Origin of the sequence: Nocardioides sp. T5, assembly GCF_048161455.1 — a bacterium.
In the GTDB taxonomy this organism is placed as follows: Bacteria; Actinomycetota; Actinomycetes; order Propionibacteriales; family Nocardioidaceae; genus Nocardioides.
The window spans coordinates 411,906-429,601 of the sequence record NZ_CP182415.1 but is presented as its reverse complement, the minus strand read 5'-3'; the positions used below and the strand labels follow the sequence as shown (position 1 = coordinate 429,601).

Sequence of the window (17,696 nt, the reverse complement as noted above, 5' to 3'; positions counted from 1 at the left end):
GAGGTGCGAAACCTGCCTCACCCACCGCCGATGGGGCGGGTCGGCGTCCGACGGCCGGGACACGCGCGGCGGGAGGCGACTCAGCGCGGGATGACCTTGTGGGTCCCGTCGCACCAAGGGAGGCGGCTGGACTTCTCGCAGCGGCAGAGGGCGACGACGGGGCGGTCGACGGCGTGGACCGTGCCCTCGAGGTCCTGGACCGACTCCGCGCCGCGCAACAACATCGGGCCGTGCGGGACGAGAACGACGTCGGGGTGGTCGAAGTCGGCGTGGTCGCGGTCGCTCACGACTGCTCCTCCCACACCCCGAGCATCGCGGTCGCGAAGCGGGCCTCGACGTCGAGGCAGGTCCAGGCGCCGAAGAGGATCTCGACCGCCTGGTCGGGCTCGTCCTCGGCGAGGGTCCCGCAGATGTCGCGGGCGGCGAGGTGCTCGTGGATCGCGTCGGCCTCGACGTGCTCGTCGTAGTAGGCCGACATCGGACCGTCGAGACCGAGCCGCTCGAGCCCCTGCACCATCTTGCGCGAGGGCAGCGAGCTGGTCATCTCGAAGGCCGCCAGGTGCCCCATCGCCGCACCGCGGAGCCGACGGTGCAGGCCGAGGAGGGAGCCGGCGTTGTTCATCTCGAGGTTCTCGGGGATCGCGTCGTCGACGTAGGCGCCGTACTCCGCCCGCAGGCCGACGGCCTCGAGGCCGCGCGCGAAGAGGTGGGAGTGGAGCCGGTTGGGGTCGCCGTCGCCGTACTCGTCGAACTGCAGCGCCATCAGCGCCGCCTTGGCCCGCACCGGCAGGCGCGGGACGACGAAGGCGGACGGGTCGGACTCCTTGAGGTGGTAGACCGAGCGCTGGCGCAGCAGCTCCAGCACCTGGTCGCGGTCGGCGTGCCGGCGCACGCGGTCGGCGAGCGACGGGCCGTCGTCCGCGGCGACGATCGCCTCGAGCGCCGAGGGCACCTCGGCCGGCGACGGTGCGGCCGCGGCCGAGGCGTGCGACGCCGACCACCGCGCGCGCAGCCGCTCCTCGAGGGCCGTCTCGAGGTCGCGGCGCACGCCGAGGAGGTCGGGGTCCCACTCGGCGCGGTCGTCGGCGTCCTCGAAGCCGCGGAACGACAGCTCGTGCAGCGTCCAGAGCGAGATCGACTCGTCGTCCCACGAGTCCGCGCCGGGCGCCGAGCCGGTCAGCCCCGGGTCGGCCAGCCGGGCGACGAGCCACTCGCTCAGCCCGCCGCGCGGCTTGGGCAGTCTCACGGCTGGAACACCACCTTCACCATGCCGTCCTCCTTGTCGCGGAACTTGCGGTAGGCCTCGGGGGCGTCGTCGAGGGGCAGGTGGTGCGTGGCGAACGACTCGACGCCCAGCACGTCCTCCTCCTGCTGGAGGAGCGCGAGGATGTCGTCGCTCCAGCGCCGGACGTTGGCCTGGCCCATCCGCACCTGCACCTGCTTGTCGAACAGCTGGAACATCGGCAGCGGGTCGGTGGGGGCGCCGTAGACGCCCGAGATGCTGATGGTGCCGCCGCGGCGGACGCTGTCGATGCAGCTCATCAGGGCGGCGAGCCGGTCCACGCCGAAGTTGAGCATCACCTTCTCCTGCACCTTCTTGGGGAGCAGGCCGAGCGCCTTCTGCGCGGTCTCGGCGACGGGCGAGCCGTGCGCCTCCATGCCGACGGCGTCGATCACGGCGTCGGCGCCGCGGCCGTCGGTCAGCTGGCGTACGGCGTCGCCGACACCGTCGACCTCGGTGAAGTCGATCGTCTCGGCACCGCGGCCGTGGACGCGGGCGAGCCGCTCGCGCACGGAGTCGACGACGATGACCCGCAGGCCGCGGTGGAGCGCGATCCGGGCCGCCATGTCGCCGATCGGGCCGGAGCCGACGACCGCGAGCGTGCCGCCCTCCTCGACGTCGGCGTACTCCACGGCCTGCCACGCGGTGGGCAGCACGTCGGAGAGGAAGAGGAACCGGTCGTCGGTCGGACCGTGCGGCACCTTGATCGGGAGGGTGTCGCCGAACGGCACCCGCAGCAGCTCGGCCTGCCCGCCGGGCACCTGGCCGTAGAGCTTGCTGTAGCCGAAGAGGCTGGCGCCCGTGCCGGTGTCGGTGTTCTGGGTGGTCTCGCACTGGCTCTGGAGGCCGCGCGTGCACATCCAGCAGGTGCCGCAGCTGATGTTGAAGGGCACCACGACGCGGTCGCCGGGCGCCAGGGTGGTCACGGCCGAGCCGACCTCGCGCACGACGCCCATCGGCTCGTGGCCGACGATGTCGCCCGCGGCCATGAAGGGCGTCAGCGGGTCGTAGAGGTGCAGGTCGGACCCGCACAGCCCGGTCGAGGTCACCTCGATGACGACGTCCGTGCGCTCCTCGATGACCGCGTCCGGGACCTCCTTGACCTGCATGTCCTGCTTGCCCTGCCACGTGACTGCCTTCATGAAACCGGTGACCTCCTCGGTCGGTCGTGCTGAGTACTGATTTGCGTGCTCAGCCAGTGCCCCGCTGGGCTTCTTCCATGCGTGTTCCATGCGTGCGCATGGGGGTCGGGTGCACGGGGAACGCAGGAGGTACCGACCGCGCCCGCGTGTCCCGACCATGGAGGTGCCAGGTGCCCCGTGAAGACGAGTCGACCGATGAGGAGCGGGCCGACCGCGTCGCCGAGCTGGCGACGTCGTACGGCCTGCGCGTGGCGGTCGCGGAGTCATTGACGGCAGGACGGATCTCCTCGTTCCTCGGCCGCGGCGCGGCCGCGAGCGAGTGGTACCGCGGCGCCGTAGTCGCCTACGACGCAGAGGTGAAGTTCGAGGTGCTGGGTGTCACCCGGGGCCCCGTGGTGACCGCCCTGTGCGCTCGGCAGATGGCGGACGGCGTACGCACGCTGCTGGGCGCCGACGTCGCCCTCGGCATCACCGGTGTGGGTGGACCCGACCCCCAGGAGGGTTGCCCGCCGGGCACCGTCCACCTCGCCCTGTCCACGGAGGCGGGCACGCGACCGCTCCACGCCCGGCTGCCGGGCGACCCCGGCGAGGTCGTGGCTGCGGCGACGAGCCTCGCCCTCGACGAGCTGGTGCGCGAGCTCGCGAACCCAGCCTGACGGCGTCTGTTGCGCCGCAGGTCCCGCGGTGGGACGGTGGACGTCCCCCCACCCCGAAGTAGGTGTCCCATCAACGACGTCTTCGAACGTCAGCTGGCCGACGCCGTGCGCGACCTCGACGCCCAGGTCGATCCGCCGCACACCCTGCAGCGGGTCGCCGAGATGACCCCGGAGTTCTTCTCCGCCTGCGACCACGTCGGCATCTCGCTCGTCGAGCGGGACCGGATCCGCACGCCCATCGCCACCGACGAGAGGCTGCGGCAGCTCGACGAGGCGCAGTACGAGCTGGGCGAGGGTCCGTGCCGCGAGGCGATCCTCGAGCACGAGACCGTCGTGGTCGACGACCTGGCCACCGATCCGCGGTGGCCCTCGTGGGGGCGCGCGATGGTCACCGAGCTCGGCATCCGGTCGAGCGCCAGCTTCCGTCTCTTCACCCGTCCCGACCGCACCTGGGGCGCCCTCAACGTCTACTCCACGACGCCCGGCGCGTTCACCGACGAGGACGTCGAGCAGGGCCGCATCATCGCTGCACTGGCGGCGGTCACGCTGGCGCGGTCGATCCACGACGAGCAGCTCGCGCAGGCCCTGGAGTCCCGCACGCTGATCGGCCAGGCCACCGGGATGCTGATGGAACGCTTCGGCCTCGACGACCACCGCGCTTTCGACGTGCTGCGTCGGTTGTCGTCGCAGCAGAACGTCAAGCTCCGCGACCTCGCAGCCCAGGTCGTCCAGACGCGCGACCTCCCGGTCGGGGCCGACCCCGCTGCGAACTGACCCGCCCGTTGGCAGGTGGCGTCGGGCGAGCGAGCTCTGCCAGCCTTGGACGATGGACGACCAGCCCGCTCCCGAGCACCGCCGGCCCGACGGGGTCACCGACGAGACCGTCGAGGCGGTCGGCAAGGTCTCGGCCGCGCTCGACCACGTCGAGGACGCGCGCGGGCACCTCTACGCGTTCCACCGCCTCATGGGCAGCGCCGAGTCCACCTTCGAGGAGGCGGAGGCGCTGGTGCGCGAGGCCGGCCACGGCGAGCTGGCCGACGCCCTGGACCGCGAGGTGCTCGGACAGAACCCGCTCCCGGGCATGTGGTCGTTCCAGATGGTCGAGGCCTTCGACGACGGCTTCTACGCCCGCACCAAGCGGCTGCACCAGCGCATCCTCGACGAGCTCGTCGACGGACAGCGCCACGTCTTCGAGGCGGAGATGAAGGAGCTGCGTCGCACCCGCGGCCGCGAGGGCCACGAGGCACGGCCCGCGGACGTCGAGGGCCACCCCGAGTACGACGCCTGAGGCGACGCCGACCAGCGCTAGGAGCGCAGCTGCGGGAGCACGTCGGACCCGTAGGCCGCGATCATCTCGGCGTAGTGCGGGCCCATGTTGGCGACGTACACCTCGTCGAAGCCGGCGTCGACGAACGGCGCGTAGGCCTCGACGTGCTCGGCGACGTCGGGCCCGAAGGCGCCCTTTTCGGCGAACGCGTCGCGGGTGACGAGCTCGCTGGCCTGCTCGAAGTGCTGCGGGCTGGTGAGCACCTGGCTGAGCTCGCCGGGCACGCCGGAGTTGGGCCACAGCTCGTACGCCGCATCGATCGCGTCGTCGCGCGTGGGACCCCAGGCGACCTTGAAGCCCGCCTGCGTGGGCGCATCGGCACCCTTGGCGGCGCGGAACGTCTGCACCGACTCCGCGTCGGGCTGGGTGGTGATGAAGCCGTCGGCGATCCGGCACGCCACGTCGAGCGCCTTCGGCCCGAACGCGCTCATGTAGATCGGCGGCGGCTGGTCGGGCAGCGTGTAGATCCGGGCCGTGTCGACGGTGTAGTGCCTGCCCTCACGGGAGACCACCTCGCCCGTCCACAGCTCGCGGATCACCTCGACCGCCTCCTCGAGCATCTCCAGCCGACGCGCGGCGTGGGGCCAGACGTCACCGAGCACGTGCTCGTTGAGCGCCTCGCCGGTGCCCACACCGAGCGTGAAGCGTCCCTCGCCGAGCAGGACGGCGGACGTCGCCGCCGCCTGGGCGATGATCGCGGGGTGCGTGCGCACGGTCGGGCAGGTGACCGCCGTGGTGACCGGCAGGTCGCACACCTGCGCGACCGCACCGATCATCGACCAGACGAAGGGCGACTGCCCCTGCGCGTTGGTCCACGGGTGGAAGTGGTCGCTGATCCAGAGGCTGTCGAAGCCGGCGCGCTCGGCCAGCCGCGCCTGCTCGAGCAGCTCCTCGGGGGCGTACTCCTCGCAGGACAGGAAGTAGCCGAAGCGGGTCATCAGCGCGCGAGCGAGTGGGCAGCCGCGCGGGGGCGGACGACCTGCTTCTCCGGCTTCTCCGGCGCCATGAGCAGACCGTGCTGGATCGCCCAGAGCACTGCCTGCGAGCGCGAGGTGACCTCGATCTTGGAGTAGGCGCCGCGGATGTAGGACTTCACCGAGTTGATGCTGAGGTTGGTCTCCTCGGCGATGTCGCGGTTGGCCTTGCCGGAGGCGATCATCGAGAGGACCTCGGTCTCGCGCTGGGTGAGCGGCCACTTCTCGGCTGCTGCCTTCTCCGCCTCGGCCTGGCCGGTCCACGCGTCGACGACGACGCGGCCGTCGGCGATCTGGAGCAGGTTCCACACCAGGCGACGGGCCGGGAGCCACTTGCTGACGAAGCCGGCGGCGCCGCGCGACATCTCGGTGGAGACCGCCTCGGGGCTGCAGTCCCAGCCGAAGGCGACCATCCGGGTCGGGAACCGCTGCGGGGCGGGACGTACGCCGGCGGAGCGGCGGTGGGGTTCGTAGAGGGTGAGGTCACAGAGAGGGGCCGGGCCGTCGGCGCGGTGCGCCACGACGGTGACGAGTGCGGAGTGGGGCTCGAGCATGGTGCGCAGGCCGTGGACGACCAGCTCGCTCTCCTCCATGATCGCCACCTTGACGTGACGGGTGACGGGGGCTGTAGGTCGCTGCATGGCCGTGCAGTACCCCCATGGGCGGGCCGCATACGCCCCGATGGCGGTGGACGTCTACGCCAGCAGCACCCGGGCCACGCACGCCGCCTCCGACTCCGAGACGCCCGCGCGCTCGGCGGACTCGCGCAGCATCAGCGCCGCCATGTCGGTGGTCACCGCCATGCGCGCCGCGACCAGGCCCACGGCCACGTCGACGAGACGCTGCTCGCGCAACCGCTCGGGTGCCTGCTGGGCGCGGCGGAGGGTCTCGAAGCCGAGGTCCGCGTTGGTGACGGCGCCGGCCTGCCAGGCGCCGAGGGCCTCGACCAGGCCGTCGATGCGGTCGCGGAAGGCGTAGGCGGTCGAGGCGTAGAGGTCGATGTTGAGCACCGCGCGACCGTGCTCCACCACCGGCAGGCTCACGGTGCTGGCGATCGCACCGAACGCGCGCTCCCGGGCCGTGTCGGCCCAGTCCAGCTCGTCGAGCGGGTGGACCTCTCCCGGTGGCGGCGCGGGCCCGGCGTCGCGGGGCTCGTCGTGCCGGGGCTCCCCCGTCGCCGCCCGGTCGACCAGGGTGAAGGTCAGGTCCTCGTCGAGGAGGGTCACGCTCAGGGCGACGCAGTCCGGCACCGAGCGCACGGCCCAGCCCTCGATCACCCGCAGCAAGCCCTCCATGTCATCGATGGACGCCGTCCCGTACTCGTCCAACGCCTCCCGACTCTGCGGCAGCAGCTCCATATCGATCCCCTCGACACATCGGTGTTGCCTGAGCCCTCGATGGTCCTCCGCCGCCCGGTGCCACACCACACCCGCCCGGGCGGCCACCTGCGCGCGCATGTGGCTCCGGGCGACTGGGTACGACGCTGCCGTGAACGCCGAGACCTCGCAACCCCCTGTCGTCGTGCTCGACCTGGACGGAACCCTCGTCGACTCGGTCTACCAGCACGTCAGCGCCTGGAACGCCGCCTTCCACGACGTCGGCCTGCACGTCAGTGCCGTACGCATCCACGAGGCGATCGGGATGGGCGGCGACCGGCTGGTCGCCCACGTCGCCGGCGACCCGGCCGAGTCGGCCGTGGGCGAGGACGTGCGCAAGCTGCACGACGACTACTTCCGCTCCCACCTCCGCACGGTCTGCGCCCTCGACGGCGCCGCCGAGCTGGTGGAGGCGCTGGCCACCCAGGGGCACCGGCTGGTGCTGGCCAGCTCCTCGGAGAGCGACCTCGTCGACGACCTGCTCGAGCTCGTCGACGTACGCCGTCACCTCGCGGCGATCGTCACCGGCTCCGACGACGCCGCCACCAAGCCTGCGCCCGACATGGTCCGGCTGGCCGTCGAGCGCGCGGGCGGCGGTCAGGCCGTCGTCGTGGGCGACGCCGTGTGGGACGTCCTGTCGGCCGAGGCCGCCGGCGCGTCGTGCATCGGCCTGCGCAGCGGCGGTGTCCCGGCCGAGCGCCTCACCTCCGCCGGTGCGTCAGCGGTCTACGACGGCCCGCGCGACCTGCTGGAGCGCCTCGACGACAGCCCGTTGCGCTCGCACTGAGCACACGCCCTGCGACACCCGCGACGTACGAGACCCGCCGGAGTCACCTCGCACGGCGTACGGGAGGTCAAGACCGGCGGGTCTCGCGCTGGCCGCCGAGACCGTGCGGGACATTCCCGGCGCGTGTGGAGATGTACCCCTCAGGGGTGGAGTCCATACACCCCCGATTGATCGGATCGAGACGGGGTACGGAGACCGCGTCACCAGACATCCCCCGCACCCGCCCCCAGGAGGAGAGATGAGCCCGTCCGACGACCGGTCGCAGGAGCCCTGGACCGATCCGCAGACCCACCTCGACACCGACCCCGTCAACGCTGAGCCCGCACCCGACGACGAGACGAGCGACGACGAGGACGAATCGTGACCTCGCTCTGGCTCGACCGCGCCGCCCCCGTCGCCGACGACCCGTTGCCCGGCTCCGGGGAGGCGCTCGACGCGCTCGTCGTCGGCGCCGGCCTCACCGGCCTGACGACCGCCCTCCTGCTCGCGCGCGCGGGCCTGCGCGTCGCGTGCGTCGAGGCCCGCCAGGTCGGCGCGGTCACCACGGGCCGGACCACCGGCAAGGTCTCCCTGCTCCAGGGCACCCACCTCTCGCGGATCCGCCGCCACCAGTCCGAGGACGTCGCGGCGGCCTACGTCGACGCCAACCGCGAGGGGATGGAGTGGTTGCTGCGGTTCTGCGACGACCACGGCGTCCCCGTCCAGCGCCGCACCGCGGTGACGTACGCCGCCGACGAGCAGGAGCGCTCGTCGGTCGAGCAGGAGCACCAGGCCGCCGCCGAGCTCGGCCTGGACGTCGCGTGGCGCGACACCCTCGACGTGCCGTTCCCGCACGTGGCGGCGACGACGCTCGCCGACCAGGCCCAGCTCGACGCCATGGACGTCCTCGGCGCGCTCGCCGAGCAGCTGCGCGCCCACGGCGGGACCCTGCACCAGGGCCACCGCGTGCGCTCGGTCTCGAAGGGCGGCCGACCGACCGTCCGCCTCGAGGGCGGCGAGACCCTGGCCGCCGAGCACCTCGTGCTCGCCACCGGAACCCCGATCCTCGACCGCGGCCTGCACTTCGCCCGGCTCGAGCCGCAGCGCTCCTACGTGCTCGCCCTCGACGGCGCCGGACCGATGGAGGGGATGTACCTCTCCGCCGGCTCCGACGCCCGGTCGGTGCGCGACGCCCCCGGCGGGACGCTCGTCGTGGGCGGCGCGGGCCACGTCGTCGGTCGTACGGACTCCCACCTCGCCCACCTCGAGGCGCTGCGGGCCTGGGCGGCGAAGTGGTACCCCGCCACCACCGAGACCCACCACTGGTCGGCCCAGGACTACAGCAGCCCCGACGGGGTGCCGTACGTCGGGCCGCTCCGGCGGGGCGGCGACCGGATCCACGTCGCCACCGGTTACGAGAAGTGGGGCATGACCAACGCGGTCGTGGCCGCCCGCGCCATCTCCTCCGACATCCTCGGCGAGATGCCGTCGTGGGCGCAGACCCTCAGCGGGCGGTCCCCGTCGCCGTCGAACGCCGCCGAGATCGCCCGGATCAACCTCGGGGTGGGCGCCGCCGTCGTCACCGGCGCAGTCCGCACCGCCCGCGAGCGGCTGCCGGGCACCACCGGCCCGGCCCAGGCCGGCGCGTGCGGCGTGGTCGGTGTCTGCACCCACCTCGGCGGGCTGCTGAAGTGGAACGACGCCGAGGACACGTGGGACTGCCCCCTGCACGGGTCGCGCTTCTCCCGCGACGGTGACGTCCTCGAGGGGCCGGCGACCCGGCCGCTGCTGAAGCGCCCGGGCGCCGCTGCGGGAGCCGAGGACCGGGTGGAGTGATGCCGCAGGTCCGCCGCGTGCTGATGCTCGCAGCCGCCCTCCTGCTCCTGGCGGGATGCGCAGCCGTGGTCCCCGACGACTTCCCGGCCGACCCCGACGGCACCCTCGATCGGGTGCGCAGCGAGGGCGTCCTCCGGGCCGGGGCCTCACCGCGGCCGGGCTGGGTCGACGTGGCCGACGACCCGCCGACGGGCCGCGAGCCGCGTCTGGTCTCCGGCTTCGCCGACCACCTCGGCGCCGAGGTCGAGTGGACCGTCGCCGGCGAGGAGGAGCTCGTGCGGCTCTTCGAGGCCGGCGAGATCGACCTGGCGGTCGGCGGCTTCACCGACACCAACGCGTGGGTCGACAAGGTCGGCCTGACCCGGCCCTACACCGAGGCGCACGTGATGATGGTGCCGATGGGCGAGAACGCCCTGCAGTCCGAGCTCGAGCGCTGGCTCGACACCCAAGCCACCGCCGGCGGTCGATCGTGAGCCGCGCCGGTTCCGGCCACTGGTTCGGGCACGCCGAGCTGCCACCGCCGCAGGCCGACGCGCTGCGCCGGGCCAAGCGGCTCGAGGTGATCACGCTGCTCTACATGCTGAGCGCCGTCGCCGTGGTCTTCGCGACGGCCGGCAGCTCGCAGGCGATGAAGACGGCCTGGGTGGAGGACTCGCTGGCGCTCGTGCCACCGCTGGCCTTCCTGATCGCCGTACGCCTCGGTCGACGTCGTCCCACGGCCGACCACCCCTACGGCTTCCACCGCGCCACCGGCGTCGGACACCTCACCGCGGCCATCGCGCTGCTGACGGTCGGCCTGCTGCTGGCCGTGGAGTCCGCGATGGGACTGCTGCGCGCCGAGCACCCGCCGATCGGCACCGTCCGGCTGCTCGGCCACACCTTCTGGGCCGGCTGGCTGATGGTGGCGGCCATGGTCTACACGGGCATCGGCCCGTTCATCCTGGGCAGGATGAAGCTGCCGCTCGCCGAGCAGCTCCACGACAAGGTCCTCTACGCCGACGCGGACATGCAGAAGGCCGACTGGATGACGGCCGCCGGCACCATCGCAGGCGTGCTCGGCATCGGCCTCGGGCTGTGGTGGGCGGACTCCGGCGCGGCGTTGCTCATCTCTCTCTCGATCGTGCGCGACGGCTGGACCAACCTGCACTACTCGACCACCGCGCTGATGGACGAGCGCGCGCGGACGTACGACGACGCGCACCCGCACCCGCTCACCGACCGGGTCGACGAGGTGCTGTCCCGCCTCTCCTGGGTCGACGACAGCCGCAGCCGCGTGCGCGACCAGGGCCACGTCTTCCACGTCGAGTCGTTCGTGCGGCCCGTCTCCGGCCGGACCCCGACCCTCGACCAGCTCGAGGCGGCGGCCGACGTGCTGCGGGAGCTGGACTGGAAGGTCCACGACGTCGTCGTGGTGCCGGTGCGCGACCTGCCCGAGACGATCCCGGACCCACGTTGACGGCCGGCGTCGATCAGTAGGCGATGCTCGACTCGCTGCGCTGCCGGTTGGTCAGCAGGCGCGCGGCCAGGAAGCCGCCGATGGCACCGAAGAGGTGCCCCTGCCACGAGACCCCCGGCTGCCCGGGCAGCACGCCGAGCAGCGCGCCGCTGTAGAGCAGGAAGACCGCGACCCCGATCAGGATCTCGGTGGTGCGGCGGTTGAGGAAGCCGCGCACGATCAGGTAGACGATCCAGCCGAAGATCAGCACGGACGCACCCGCGTGGGTGCTGCCCGGCTGGGCGAAGAGCCACACGCCGAGGCCGCCGACGACCCAGATGATCGCGGTGGCGGCGAGGCCGCGGGTGATGCCGGTGGCGAGGGTGAGGAAGCCCAGCACGAGCACGGGCACGGTGTTGCTGACCAGGTGGTCGAAGCCGAAGTGCAGGGTCGGGGCGAAGGCGACGCCGGCCAGCCCGTCCTCGCTGCGGGGCTGGACGCCGTACGCGTCGAGCGGGTTGCCCGTCGCGGCGTCGAAGATCTCGAGCACCCACAGCAGCGCGACGAACCCGCCGGTGACCAGCGCAGCGCCCTTCCAGGCGGGCTCGCGCGCGGTGGTCTGCATGCCCTTCATCGTGACATCCCGCGTGAAACCCCGATATCTGAGGACGCTGTGAACGGAATCGGGCCGCTGATCCGTACGCGACGTCCTCAGACATCTAGCGTGGAGCGACCTCGGCCGGGAAGCCGCCGGTCGAGACGGTGCCCCAGCGGGTGGGCGTGATGCGGAGCAGCGACTTGCCCTGGTCGACCATTGCCTGCCGGTACTCCGCCCAGTCGGAGTGCTCACCGGCGATGGAGCGGAAGTACTCCACGAACGCGTCGAGCGCCTCCTCCTCCGCGCTGGCGTCGAGCACCTCGCACGTCCCGTCGACCTGCACCCACGCGTCGTCCCACTCGTCGGAGAGCACGACCACCGAGACGCTCGGCCGCTGCCGGGCGTTGCTCGTCTTGGCGCGCTGCGGGTAGGTCGCGATGACGATGCGACCGCTGTCGTCGACGCCGCCGCTCACCGGCGATGCCTGCGGGGTGCCGTCCGCGCGCTCGGTGATCAGCAGCATGCGGTGGCGCGGGCGTACGAACTCCAGCAGCTCGTCGAGACCGACCTCGGTGTTCGTCGCGATGTTCGGAGCCATGGCTCCGAGGTTAACGACCGGTGCCGCGCACGCGCTCCAGACCGGCGTGCGGTCGGGTGGACATCGGTCACCGGCAGGACGACTCTGAGCGGATGGGGGCGCTGCCGCGACCGCACCTGGCTCCCGGTCCCCACCGGGAGCTGGTCGACGCGCTCCACACCCTGCACCACCGTGCCGGGTGGCCGAGCCTTCGTCACCTCGCGGCCGACACAGGGGTCTCGCACACGACGGTCTCGAAGGCCCTCTCGTCGCCGACGCTCCCGAGCTGGGGAACCGTCGAGCTGCTGGTCGAGCCATGGGAGGCGACGTCACCCGGTTCCACGAGCTCTGGCTCGCCGCGTCCGCCCCTGAAGATCCGACCCGTCGCCCCGGCGTGGCGATCGCCGGCCGGGCCGCGGAGCTCGACGTCGTACGACGACACCTGGCCGACGGCGCCGGACTGCTCCTGGTCACGGGCGAGGCGGGCATGGGCAGGACGGCGCTGGTCGGCGCCGCTGCCGCGTCGTCCGAGACCACCGTGGTCACCGGCCCCTGCCTGCACCTGTCCCGGGAGGTGCCGCTCCTTCCGATCATCGAGGCCCTGCGAACGCTCCACGACACCGACGACGGTCGATGGGTGGGCAACGCGCTCCGGGCGTGCCCCGCGTACGTCGGCTCGAGCCTGGCCCGACTGCTGCCCGAGCTCGGCGCCCCGTCGAGCTCCCCGTCAGAGGATCCCTGGGGCGGCGAACGGCTCCTGTCCGCTGTCGGCAGGCTGTTGCAGGCGATGGCCGCCATCCGTCCCGTGGCGCTGCACGTCGAGGACTGCCAGTGGGCGGACCGCAGCACCCTCGACCTCCTCGCACACCTGACGAGCGCCTCGTCCCCGGTGCCTCTCGTCGCCACCTGGCGCACCGGCGACCCGGACGTGCCGCAGGACCACATCGACTGGTTGACCCGGGTCCGGTGGACGACCGGGGTGACGACCGTGGACCTGGAGACGCTGACCCTCGAGGAGAGCGTCGAGCAGCTCCGGCTGCTCACCGGTTCAGCCCCGGATCCCGCCGACGCCGAGCGCATCCACGCTCGATCCCAGGGCCTCCCCCTCTACACCGCCCAGCTCGCGGGGAGCCCCAGCGATGTCGAGCTTCCACCACACCTGGCCGACCTGCTCGACCGGCGTCTCGGCGACCTGGACGAGGACTCGTGGCGGGTGGCGCGACTGCTCGGCGTCGCCCAACGGCGTCTTCGGTCGAAGGTGCTGAGCACGGCCGGCGGCATGGAGACCGAGGCCCTCGAGGAGGCGCTCCGGACGCTGGTCGGGCGCGGGCTCGTCGAGACCGGCCCCGGGGACGACGCTGCGCTGTCCCACCCGCTGTTCGTGGACGCGATCCACCGGCGGCTGGTCCCCGGCGAGGGCGCGCGGGTGCACTCCCGGCTCGCAGAGGTGCTGGTCGACGAGCCGGACGTCGAACCGGCAGAGGTTGCGGGCCACTGGCGCGCGGCGAACCGTCCCGGCCGGGAGCTCGTGCACCGGGTTGCCGCAGCCCGCCGGGCAGACGAGCGGTTCGCTCCGCGCCAAGCGCTCGACGAGTGGCTGCGGGTGCTCGAGCTCGTGGACGCCGGGGAGCGCGTCGAGGAGGTGGACACGTGGGACGCGGTGGTTCGAGCCCTGGAGGCAGCCAGCCAGCTGGGCGACCTGGACGCAGCTCGAGGCCTGGTGCCGAGACTCGACGCGCGGGGGCTGACCGGCCAGCGGCGGGCGGTCGCGCTGCAGTGGACCGCGTCTCTCGAGATGGCCGACGGGCGGCCGCAGCAAGGCCTGGCGCTGCTCGACGAGGCGCTCGCACTGTTCGACGGACAACCGCCGTCACATCAGCTGGACGAGCTCCTGGCCGAACGGGTGGCGACGCTCATGCAGCTCGGGCGGTTCGACGACGCCCGCATCGAGCTCCGCCGTGGACTGGAGGTCGGTCGGGTGCTCGACGACGAGCGGTCCCGTCGTCGCTGGACCGCCATCTCGATGTGGGTCAGGATGCGGTCCGGCGACCTGGAGGGAGCCGTCGCCATCGGCAGGGAGGCTCTCCTGTCCGCATCTGCTCGACCGGACCCCATGGCCGACATCGAGCTCGCGGTGACGACGACTGACGTCATGCTCCACACCACCGCCGCGGCCAGCGAGGTCGAGGCGATGGCCAGCGCGACCCTCGAAGAGATCGAGGCGTACGACCTCACGCTCTCGAACTGCGCCGTGCTGTTGCGCGGCAACCTCGCCTGGGCCTACCTCGTCCAGGGCGACGTGCGCACGGCGCGCGAGTGGTTGCGTCCCGTGACGGGCTCGGCGCCGGACCCGAACACCGCCCTCGTCCACTACCTGCTCGCCTCGATCGAGCTCAGGGAGGGCGACGCGCAGCGCGCCGTCGACCGGTGCCGGGACGCGTCCGCGCAGATCTCGGCGCACGGCCAGAGCTGGATCGACGGTGTCCCGTGGCTCGCTGAGGTGGAGCTGTGGGCGGGGAGGGTCGATGCCGCGCTGCGGGTCCTCGACGAGGCCCTGGAGGTGACGCTGCCGACGCAGGCACTGATGACTGCTGCCCTCGTCAGCTGGCACGCTCGAGCACACGCGGAACGGCTCGACCGGGCGCACGCCTCCGCATCCGACCGGCGCCGGCTCGTGCAGCAGCTCCGCGCCGCGGTGGCAACGGCCCGGACGGACCCGTTCGGGGTGGCCGACTGCGACGTCTCGGTGCCCGCGTCCCGGCAGTCGTGGCTCGCGGAGCTCTCGCGGATCGACGGGACCGAGTCGGTCGCCGACTGGGCGTCGGCGGCCGCCGAGTGGGATCGCATCAGGCGCCCGCACGACGCGGCGTACTGCCGTTGGCGGGCCGCAGAGGTCGCCCTCCGCCACGGGCAGGGCACCATTGCCGACCGGCTGCTCAAGCGGGCAGCGACCGGCGCCCGTCTGCACGTCCCGCTCGCGCAGGCGATCGCGGCAACTGCCCGACGCGCCACATGATCCGGGTCGGGGATGTCGACACGGGGTCCCGGGGCGCCGTTCAGCCGCCGACGACCGGCTCTCCACCGACCCACACCCGCTCGACCCGGGCGGCACCGACCTCGTCGGGGGCGTCGAACGGGTCGCGGTCGAGCAGGACGAGGTCTGCGACCGCGCCCGGCTTGACCATCCCGGCGTCGTCGCGGTGGCAGACCCACGCCGACCCGGAGGTGTAGGCCGCCAACGCGACCTCGAGCGACAGGGCCTGATCGGGGAGGAACGGCTCGCTCCCAGCAGGCCCGGACTCCCCGTAGGCCATGCGGTGGACGGCGACGTGCATCGCCTCGAGCGGGTCGGGGGTGCTGACCGGCCAGTCGCTGCCGGCGACGAGGCGCGCGCCGGCGCGGTGCAGGTCGCCGAAGGGGTACTGCCGTGCTGCCCGCTCCGCGCCGAGGAACGGGATGGTGAGGTCGACCATCTGGTCGTCGTAGCAGGCCCACAGCGCCTGGATGTTGGCCGCCACCTGCAGCTCGGCGAACCGCGGCACGTCGGACGGGTGCACCAGCTGCAGGTGCGCGACGTGGTGGCGGCGCAGCGGCTCGGTGCCCTCCAGCGCGTCGAGCGCCTCGCGCACGCCGCGGTCGCCGAGCCCGTGGACGTGGACCTGGAAGCCGGCCTCGTCGAGAGCGCCGACGATGCCGCGCAACGCGGCGGGGTCGACGAAGGAGAGGCCCGAGTTGGTGGTCGCGTGGCCGCACCGGTCCAGGTAGGGCTCGACGAGCGCGGCCGTCCCGTTCTCGGCCACCCCGTCCTGCATGATCTTGACCGAGGTCGCGGCGAAGCGCCCGTGGGAGTACGCCGCCCGCTTCCCGACCAGCTCGGCCACCTGATCCAGGCCGCGCTCGCGCTCCCACCACAGCGCCCCGACCACGGTGGCCACCAGGTCGCCCGACGTGGCGGCGCGCAGGTAGGTCGGGCCGGTGTCCTGCATGCCGGCGTACGCGCCGACGATCGCGTCCTGCCAACCGGTGATGCCGAAGGAGAGCAGGTGGCGCTGCCCCTCCATCAGTCCGGCGTGGAGCTCCTCGGCCGTCGCCGCCGGGAGCACCGCGAGAACGAGGTCCATCGCCCCCTCGTGCAGCACGCCGGTCGGCTCGCCCGAGGCGTCGCGCTCGACGCGGCCGTCGGCCGGGTCCGGGGTGTCGCGGGTGATGCCGGCGACCTCGAGGGCACGGCCGTTGACCCACATGCCGTGGTGGTCGCGGTTCACCAGCGCCGCCGGGCGGTCGGCGACGACGGTGTCGAGCTCGGCCGCGGTCGGGAGCCCGCCGGGGAACGCGGCCATCGCCCAGCCGCCGCCCTGCACCCAGTCGAGGTCGGGACGCGAGGCGGCGTACGACGCCACGTGCGCGAGGTAGGCGGCGCGGTCGACCGGCAGGTCGCTGAGGTCGCAGGTCAGGCGCTCGAGCCCGCCCTGCACCGGGTGGACGTGCGCGTCGGTGAAGCCGGGCAGGAGCAGGGCCTCGCCGCAGTCGACGACCTCGGCCCCCGGCGTGCGCAGCGAGCCACCGACCGCCGCCACCCGTCCGTCGCGCACCAGCACGTCGCCGACGTCGCCGAGGTGGCGGAAGCCGTTGAAGACGCGGGCGCCGGTGAGGACGAGGTCGGTCATCGACCGAGGCTGCGCTCGTGGAGCGCGCGGATGCGGTCGTCGTACGGCGGCACCGGGCCGTGCACCCGCACGCCGGGTGCGACCTCGGTGATCGGCAGTGGGGCCACGGGCGCGGCGGGCAGCCCCCACTCCGCGCGCCACCGGGAGAGCTGCGCGGAGGAGGCGGCGTACACCACGGGCCCGAGCCCGACCCACGCGTGGGCGGCGGCGCACATCGGGCAGTGCTCGCCGGAGGTGTAGACGACGTGGTCCGCGCGCTCCTCCGGAGCCACGTGGGCAGCTGCCCACTGCGCCAGATCGAGCTCGGGGTGCGCCGTCGGGTCGGCGCGCGACACCTCCTCGTTGTGCCCGGTCCGCAGGACGGTCCCGCCCGGGTCGACCAGCACCGAGCCGAAGGCGGAGTTGCCCGCCTCCCACCCCTGCTCGGCCAGGCGCAGGCACAGGTCGAGGTGGTCGGTCGCGCCGGGGAGGTCGGGCAGGCCGGGGAGGTGGGGCTGGTTGGTCTGGTCGCGTGGCATGGGCCCAATGTGGTCGATCCGGTGACGGGCCGACAAGGACCGTCCGTACCCCTTGGGGCGGTCTCCCGCGTGTCAGCGCCTGCCTACTGTCGAGGCATGACCACCGTCAGCCGCACCTTCGACGTCCGCCCCCAGCCCTCCGTCGTCATCGACTACCTCAAGGACTTCAGCCACGCCGAGGAGTGGGACCCCGGCACCGAGTCGTGCACCCGCCAGGACTCCGGCCCGGTCCAGGTGGGCTCGACGTGGCACAACGTCTCGAAGATCGCCGGCGTGAGCACCGAGCTGACCTACACGCTGCAGCAGCTGACCGACGACACGATCGTGCTGGTGGGGCACAACGACACGGCGCGGTCGATCGACACCATCACGGTCGTGCCGAGCCCCGACGGTCCGGGCAGCCGCATCACCTACGAGGCCGTCATCGAGCTCAAGGGTGCGGCGAAGATCGCCGACCCGGTCATGAAGATCGTCTTCGAGAAGATCGGCAGCGACACCGAGGACGACATGACGACTGTCCTCAACCGCCTCCCCGCCTGACC

Annotated in this window: 20 protein-coding genes; 10 read left to right on the top strand and 10 right to left on the bottom strand. The window is 72.9% G+C overall.

Annotated features, from left to right (window positions below; genetic code table 11):
* Positions 1 to 80: 80 nt before the first annotated feature.
* From ACNKF0_RS02050 to ACNKF0_RS02040, 3 genes are read right to left on the bottom strand one after another with little or no spacing between them, the layout of a single operon-like run.
* Positions 81 to 287, bottom strand: a complete 207-nt coding sequence (locus ACNKF0_RS02050) for a CDGSH iron-sulfur domain-containing protein (protein ID WP_416955339.1) — start codon at positions 285 to 287, stop codon at positions 81 to 83.
* A complete protein-coding gene (locus ACNKF0_RS02045; RefSeq protein WP_416955337.1) occupies positions 284 to 1,246 on the bottom strand; it encodes an iron-containing redox enzyme family protein in 963 nt (320 codons plus the stop codon). Before ACNKF0_RS02045 ends, ACNKF0_RS02050 begins: the two co-directional genes overlap by 4 nt.
* Positions 1,243 to 2,424, bottom strand: coding sequence for a zinc-dependent alcohol dehydrogenase (locus ACNKF0_RS02040; protein ID WP_416955335.1), 1,182 nt, complete (start codon positions 2,422 to 2,424; stop codon positions 1,243 to 1,245). Before ACNKF0_RS02040 ends, ACNKF0_RS02045 begins: the two co-directional genes overlap by 4 nt.
* Before the next feature lie 170 nt (positions 2,425 to 2,594).
* Between ACNKF0_RS02040 and ACNKF0_RS02035 the strand changes: the two genes are divergently transcribed.
* From ACNKF0_RS02035 to ACNKF0_RS02025, 3 genes are read left to right on the top strand one after another with little or no spacing between them, the layout of a single operon-like run.
* A complete protein-coding gene (locus tag ACNKF0_RS02035; protein WP_416955333.1) occupies positions 2,595 to 3,080 on the top strand; it encodes a CinA family protein in 486 nt (161 codons plus the stop codon).
* 36 nt (positions 3,081 to 3,116) lie between these two features.
* Positions 3,117 to 3,854, top strand: a complete 738-nt coding sequence (locus ACNKF0_RS02030; protein WP_416955331.1) for a GAF and ANTAR domain-containing protein — start codon at positions 3,117 to 3,119, stop codon at positions 3,852 to 3,854.
* Between the two features lie 52 nt (positions 3,855 to 3,906).
* Positions 3,907 to 4,368 (top strand): hypothetical protein, encoded by a 462-nt coding sequence (locus ACNKF0_RS02025; protein WP_299929158.1) that lies wholly within the window; start codon positions 3,907 to 3,909, stop codon positions 4,366 to 4,368.
* A gap of 17 nt (positions 4,369 to 4,385) precedes the next feature.
* Here the strand turns inward: ACNKF0_RS02025 and ACNKF0_RS02020 are convergent, their stop codons facing one another.
* The 3 genes from ACNKF0_RS02020 to ACNKF0_RS02010 are packed head-to-tail and all read right to left on the bottom strand — an operon-like array spanning position 4,386 to position 6,739.
* Positions 4,386 to 5,345 carry a TIGR03557 family F420-dependent LLM class oxidoreductase gene (locus ACNKF0_RS02020; protein WP_416955328.1) on the bottom strand — a complete coding sequence of 320 codons (960 nt, stop codon included), beginning with the start codon at positions 5,343 to 5,345 and terminating at the stop codon, positions 4,386 to 4,388.
* Complete coding sequence (locus ACNKF0_RS02015) at positions 5,345 to 6,022, bottom strand: helix-turn-helix transcriptional regulator (protein WP_299929152.1); 678 nt, start codon at positions 6,020 to 6,022, stop codon at positions 5,345 to 5,347. The genes ACNKF0_RS02020 and ACNKF0_RS02015 overlap by 1 nt, the downstream gene beginning before the upstream one ends.
* 54 nt (positions 6,023 to 6,076) lie before the next feature.
* On the bottom strand, positions 6,077 to 6,739 hold the full coding sequence (locus ACNKF0_RS02010) for a hypothetical protein (RefSeq protein WP_416955326.1): 663 nt from the start codon (positions 6,737 to 6,739) through the stop codon (positions 6,077 to 6,079).
* A 130-nt stretch (positions 6,740 to 6,869) separates the two neighbouring features.
* Between ACNKF0_RS02010 and ACNKF0_RS02005 the strand changes: the two genes are divergently transcribed.
* The 5 genes from ACNKF0_RS02005 to ACNKF0_RS01985 all read left to right on the top strand — a co-directional run bounded on the left by ACNKF0_RS02005 (position 6,870) and on the right by ACNKF0_RS01985 (position 10,815).
* Positions 6,870 to 7,544: an HAD family hydrolase gene (locus tag ACNKF0_RS02005; protein WP_416955324.1), complete on the top strand. Its 675-nt coding sequence runs from the start codon at positions 6,870 to 6,872 to the stop codon at positions 7,542 to 7,544.
* Positions 7,545 to 7,782: 238 nt separating this feature from the next.
* Positions 7,783 to 7,908 carry a hypothetical protein gene (locus tag ACNKF0_RS02000; protein ID WP_416955322.1) on the top strand — a complete coding sequence of 42 codons (126 nt, stop codon included), beginning with the start codon at positions 7,783 to 7,785 and terminating at the stop codon, positions 7,906 to 7,908.
* Positions 7,905 to 9,359 carry an FAD-dependent oxidoreductase gene (locus ACNKF0_RS01995; RefSeq protein WP_416955320.1) on the top strand — a complete coding sequence of 485 codons (1,455 nt, stop codon included), beginning with the start codon at positions 7,905 to 7,907 and terminating at the stop codon, positions 9,357 to 9,359. Before ACNKF0_RS02000 ends, ACNKF0_RS01995 begins: the two co-directional genes overlap by 4 nt.
* Positions 9,359 to 9,832, top strand: coding sequence for a transporter substrate-binding domain-containing protein (locus ACNKF0_RS01990; RefSeq protein WP_416955318.1), 474 nt, complete (start codon positions 9,359 to 9,361; stop codon positions 9,830 to 9,832). The genes ACNKF0_RS01995 and ACNKF0_RS01990 overlap by 1 nt, the downstream gene beginning before the upstream one ends.
* The gene (locus ACNKF0_RS01985) at positions 9,829 to 10,815 is read left to right on the top strand and encodes a cation transporter (RefSeq protein WP_416955316.1); all 987 of its coding nucleotides are present in this window, start codon (positions 9,829 to 9,831) and stop codon (positions 10,813 to 10,815) included. The genes ACNKF0_RS01990 and ACNKF0_RS01985 overlap by 4 nt, the downstream gene beginning before the upstream one ends.
* Positions 10,816 to 10,828: 13 nt before the next feature.
* On the opposite strand, the gene ACNKF0_RS01980 is transcribed toward ACNKF0_RS01985, so the two are convergent.
* Together ACNKF0_RS01980 and ACNKF0_RS01975 are read right to left on the bottom strand one after the other, a co-directional pair.
* Positions 10,829 to 11,419, bottom strand: coding sequence for a rhomboid family intramembrane serine protease (locus tag ACNKF0_RS01980; protein WP_416955314.1), 591 nt, complete (start codon positions 11,417 to 11,419; stop codon positions 10,829 to 10,831).
* A 94-nt stretch (positions 11,420 to 11,513) separates the two neighbouring features.
* Positions 11,514 to 11,990 carry a PPOX class F420-dependent oxidoreductase gene (locus ACNKF0_RS01975; RefSeq protein ID WP_416955312.1) on the bottom strand — a complete coding sequence of 159 codons (477 nt, stop codon included), beginning with the start codon at positions 11,988 to 11,990 and terminating at the stop codon, positions 11,514 to 11,516.
* Positions 11,991 to 12,285: 295 nt separating this feature from the next.
* On the opposite strand from ACNKF0_RS01975, the gene ACNKF0_RS01970 reads away from it, so the two are divergent.
* On the top strand, positions 12,286 to 14,985 hold the full coding sequence (locus ACNKF0_RS01970; protein WP_416955310.1) for an ATP-binding protein: 2,700 nt from the start codon (positions 12,286 to 12,288) through the stop codon (positions 14,983 to 14,985).
* 40 nt (positions 14,986 to 15,025) lie between these two features.
* On the opposite strand, the gene ACNKF0_RS01965 is transcribed toward ACNKF0_RS01970, so the two are convergent.
* Entirely contained in the window at positions 15,026 to 16,636 is a 1,611-nt protein-coding gene (locus tag ACNKF0_RS01965; protein ID WP_416955308.1) for an amidohydrolase, read from the bottom strand.
* Positions 16,633 to 17,154 (bottom strand): nucleoside deaminase, encoded by a 522-nt coding sequence (locus ACNKF0_RS01960; RefSeq protein WP_416955306.1) that lies wholly within the window; start codon positions 17,152 to 17,154, stop codon positions 16,633 to 16,635. The genes ACNKF0_RS01965 and ACNKF0_RS01960 overlap by 4 nt, the downstream gene beginning before the upstream one ends.
* Before the next feature lie 96 nt (positions 17,155 to 17,250).
* Between ACNKF0_RS01960 and ACNKF0_RS01955 the strand changes: the two genes are divergently transcribed.
* Entirely contained in the window at positions 17,251 to 17,694 is a 444-nt protein-coding gene (locus ACNKF0_RS01955) for an SRPBCC family protein (protein ID WP_416955304.1), read from the top strand.
* The last annotated feature ends 2 nt before the right edge of the window (positions 17,695 to 17,696 follow it).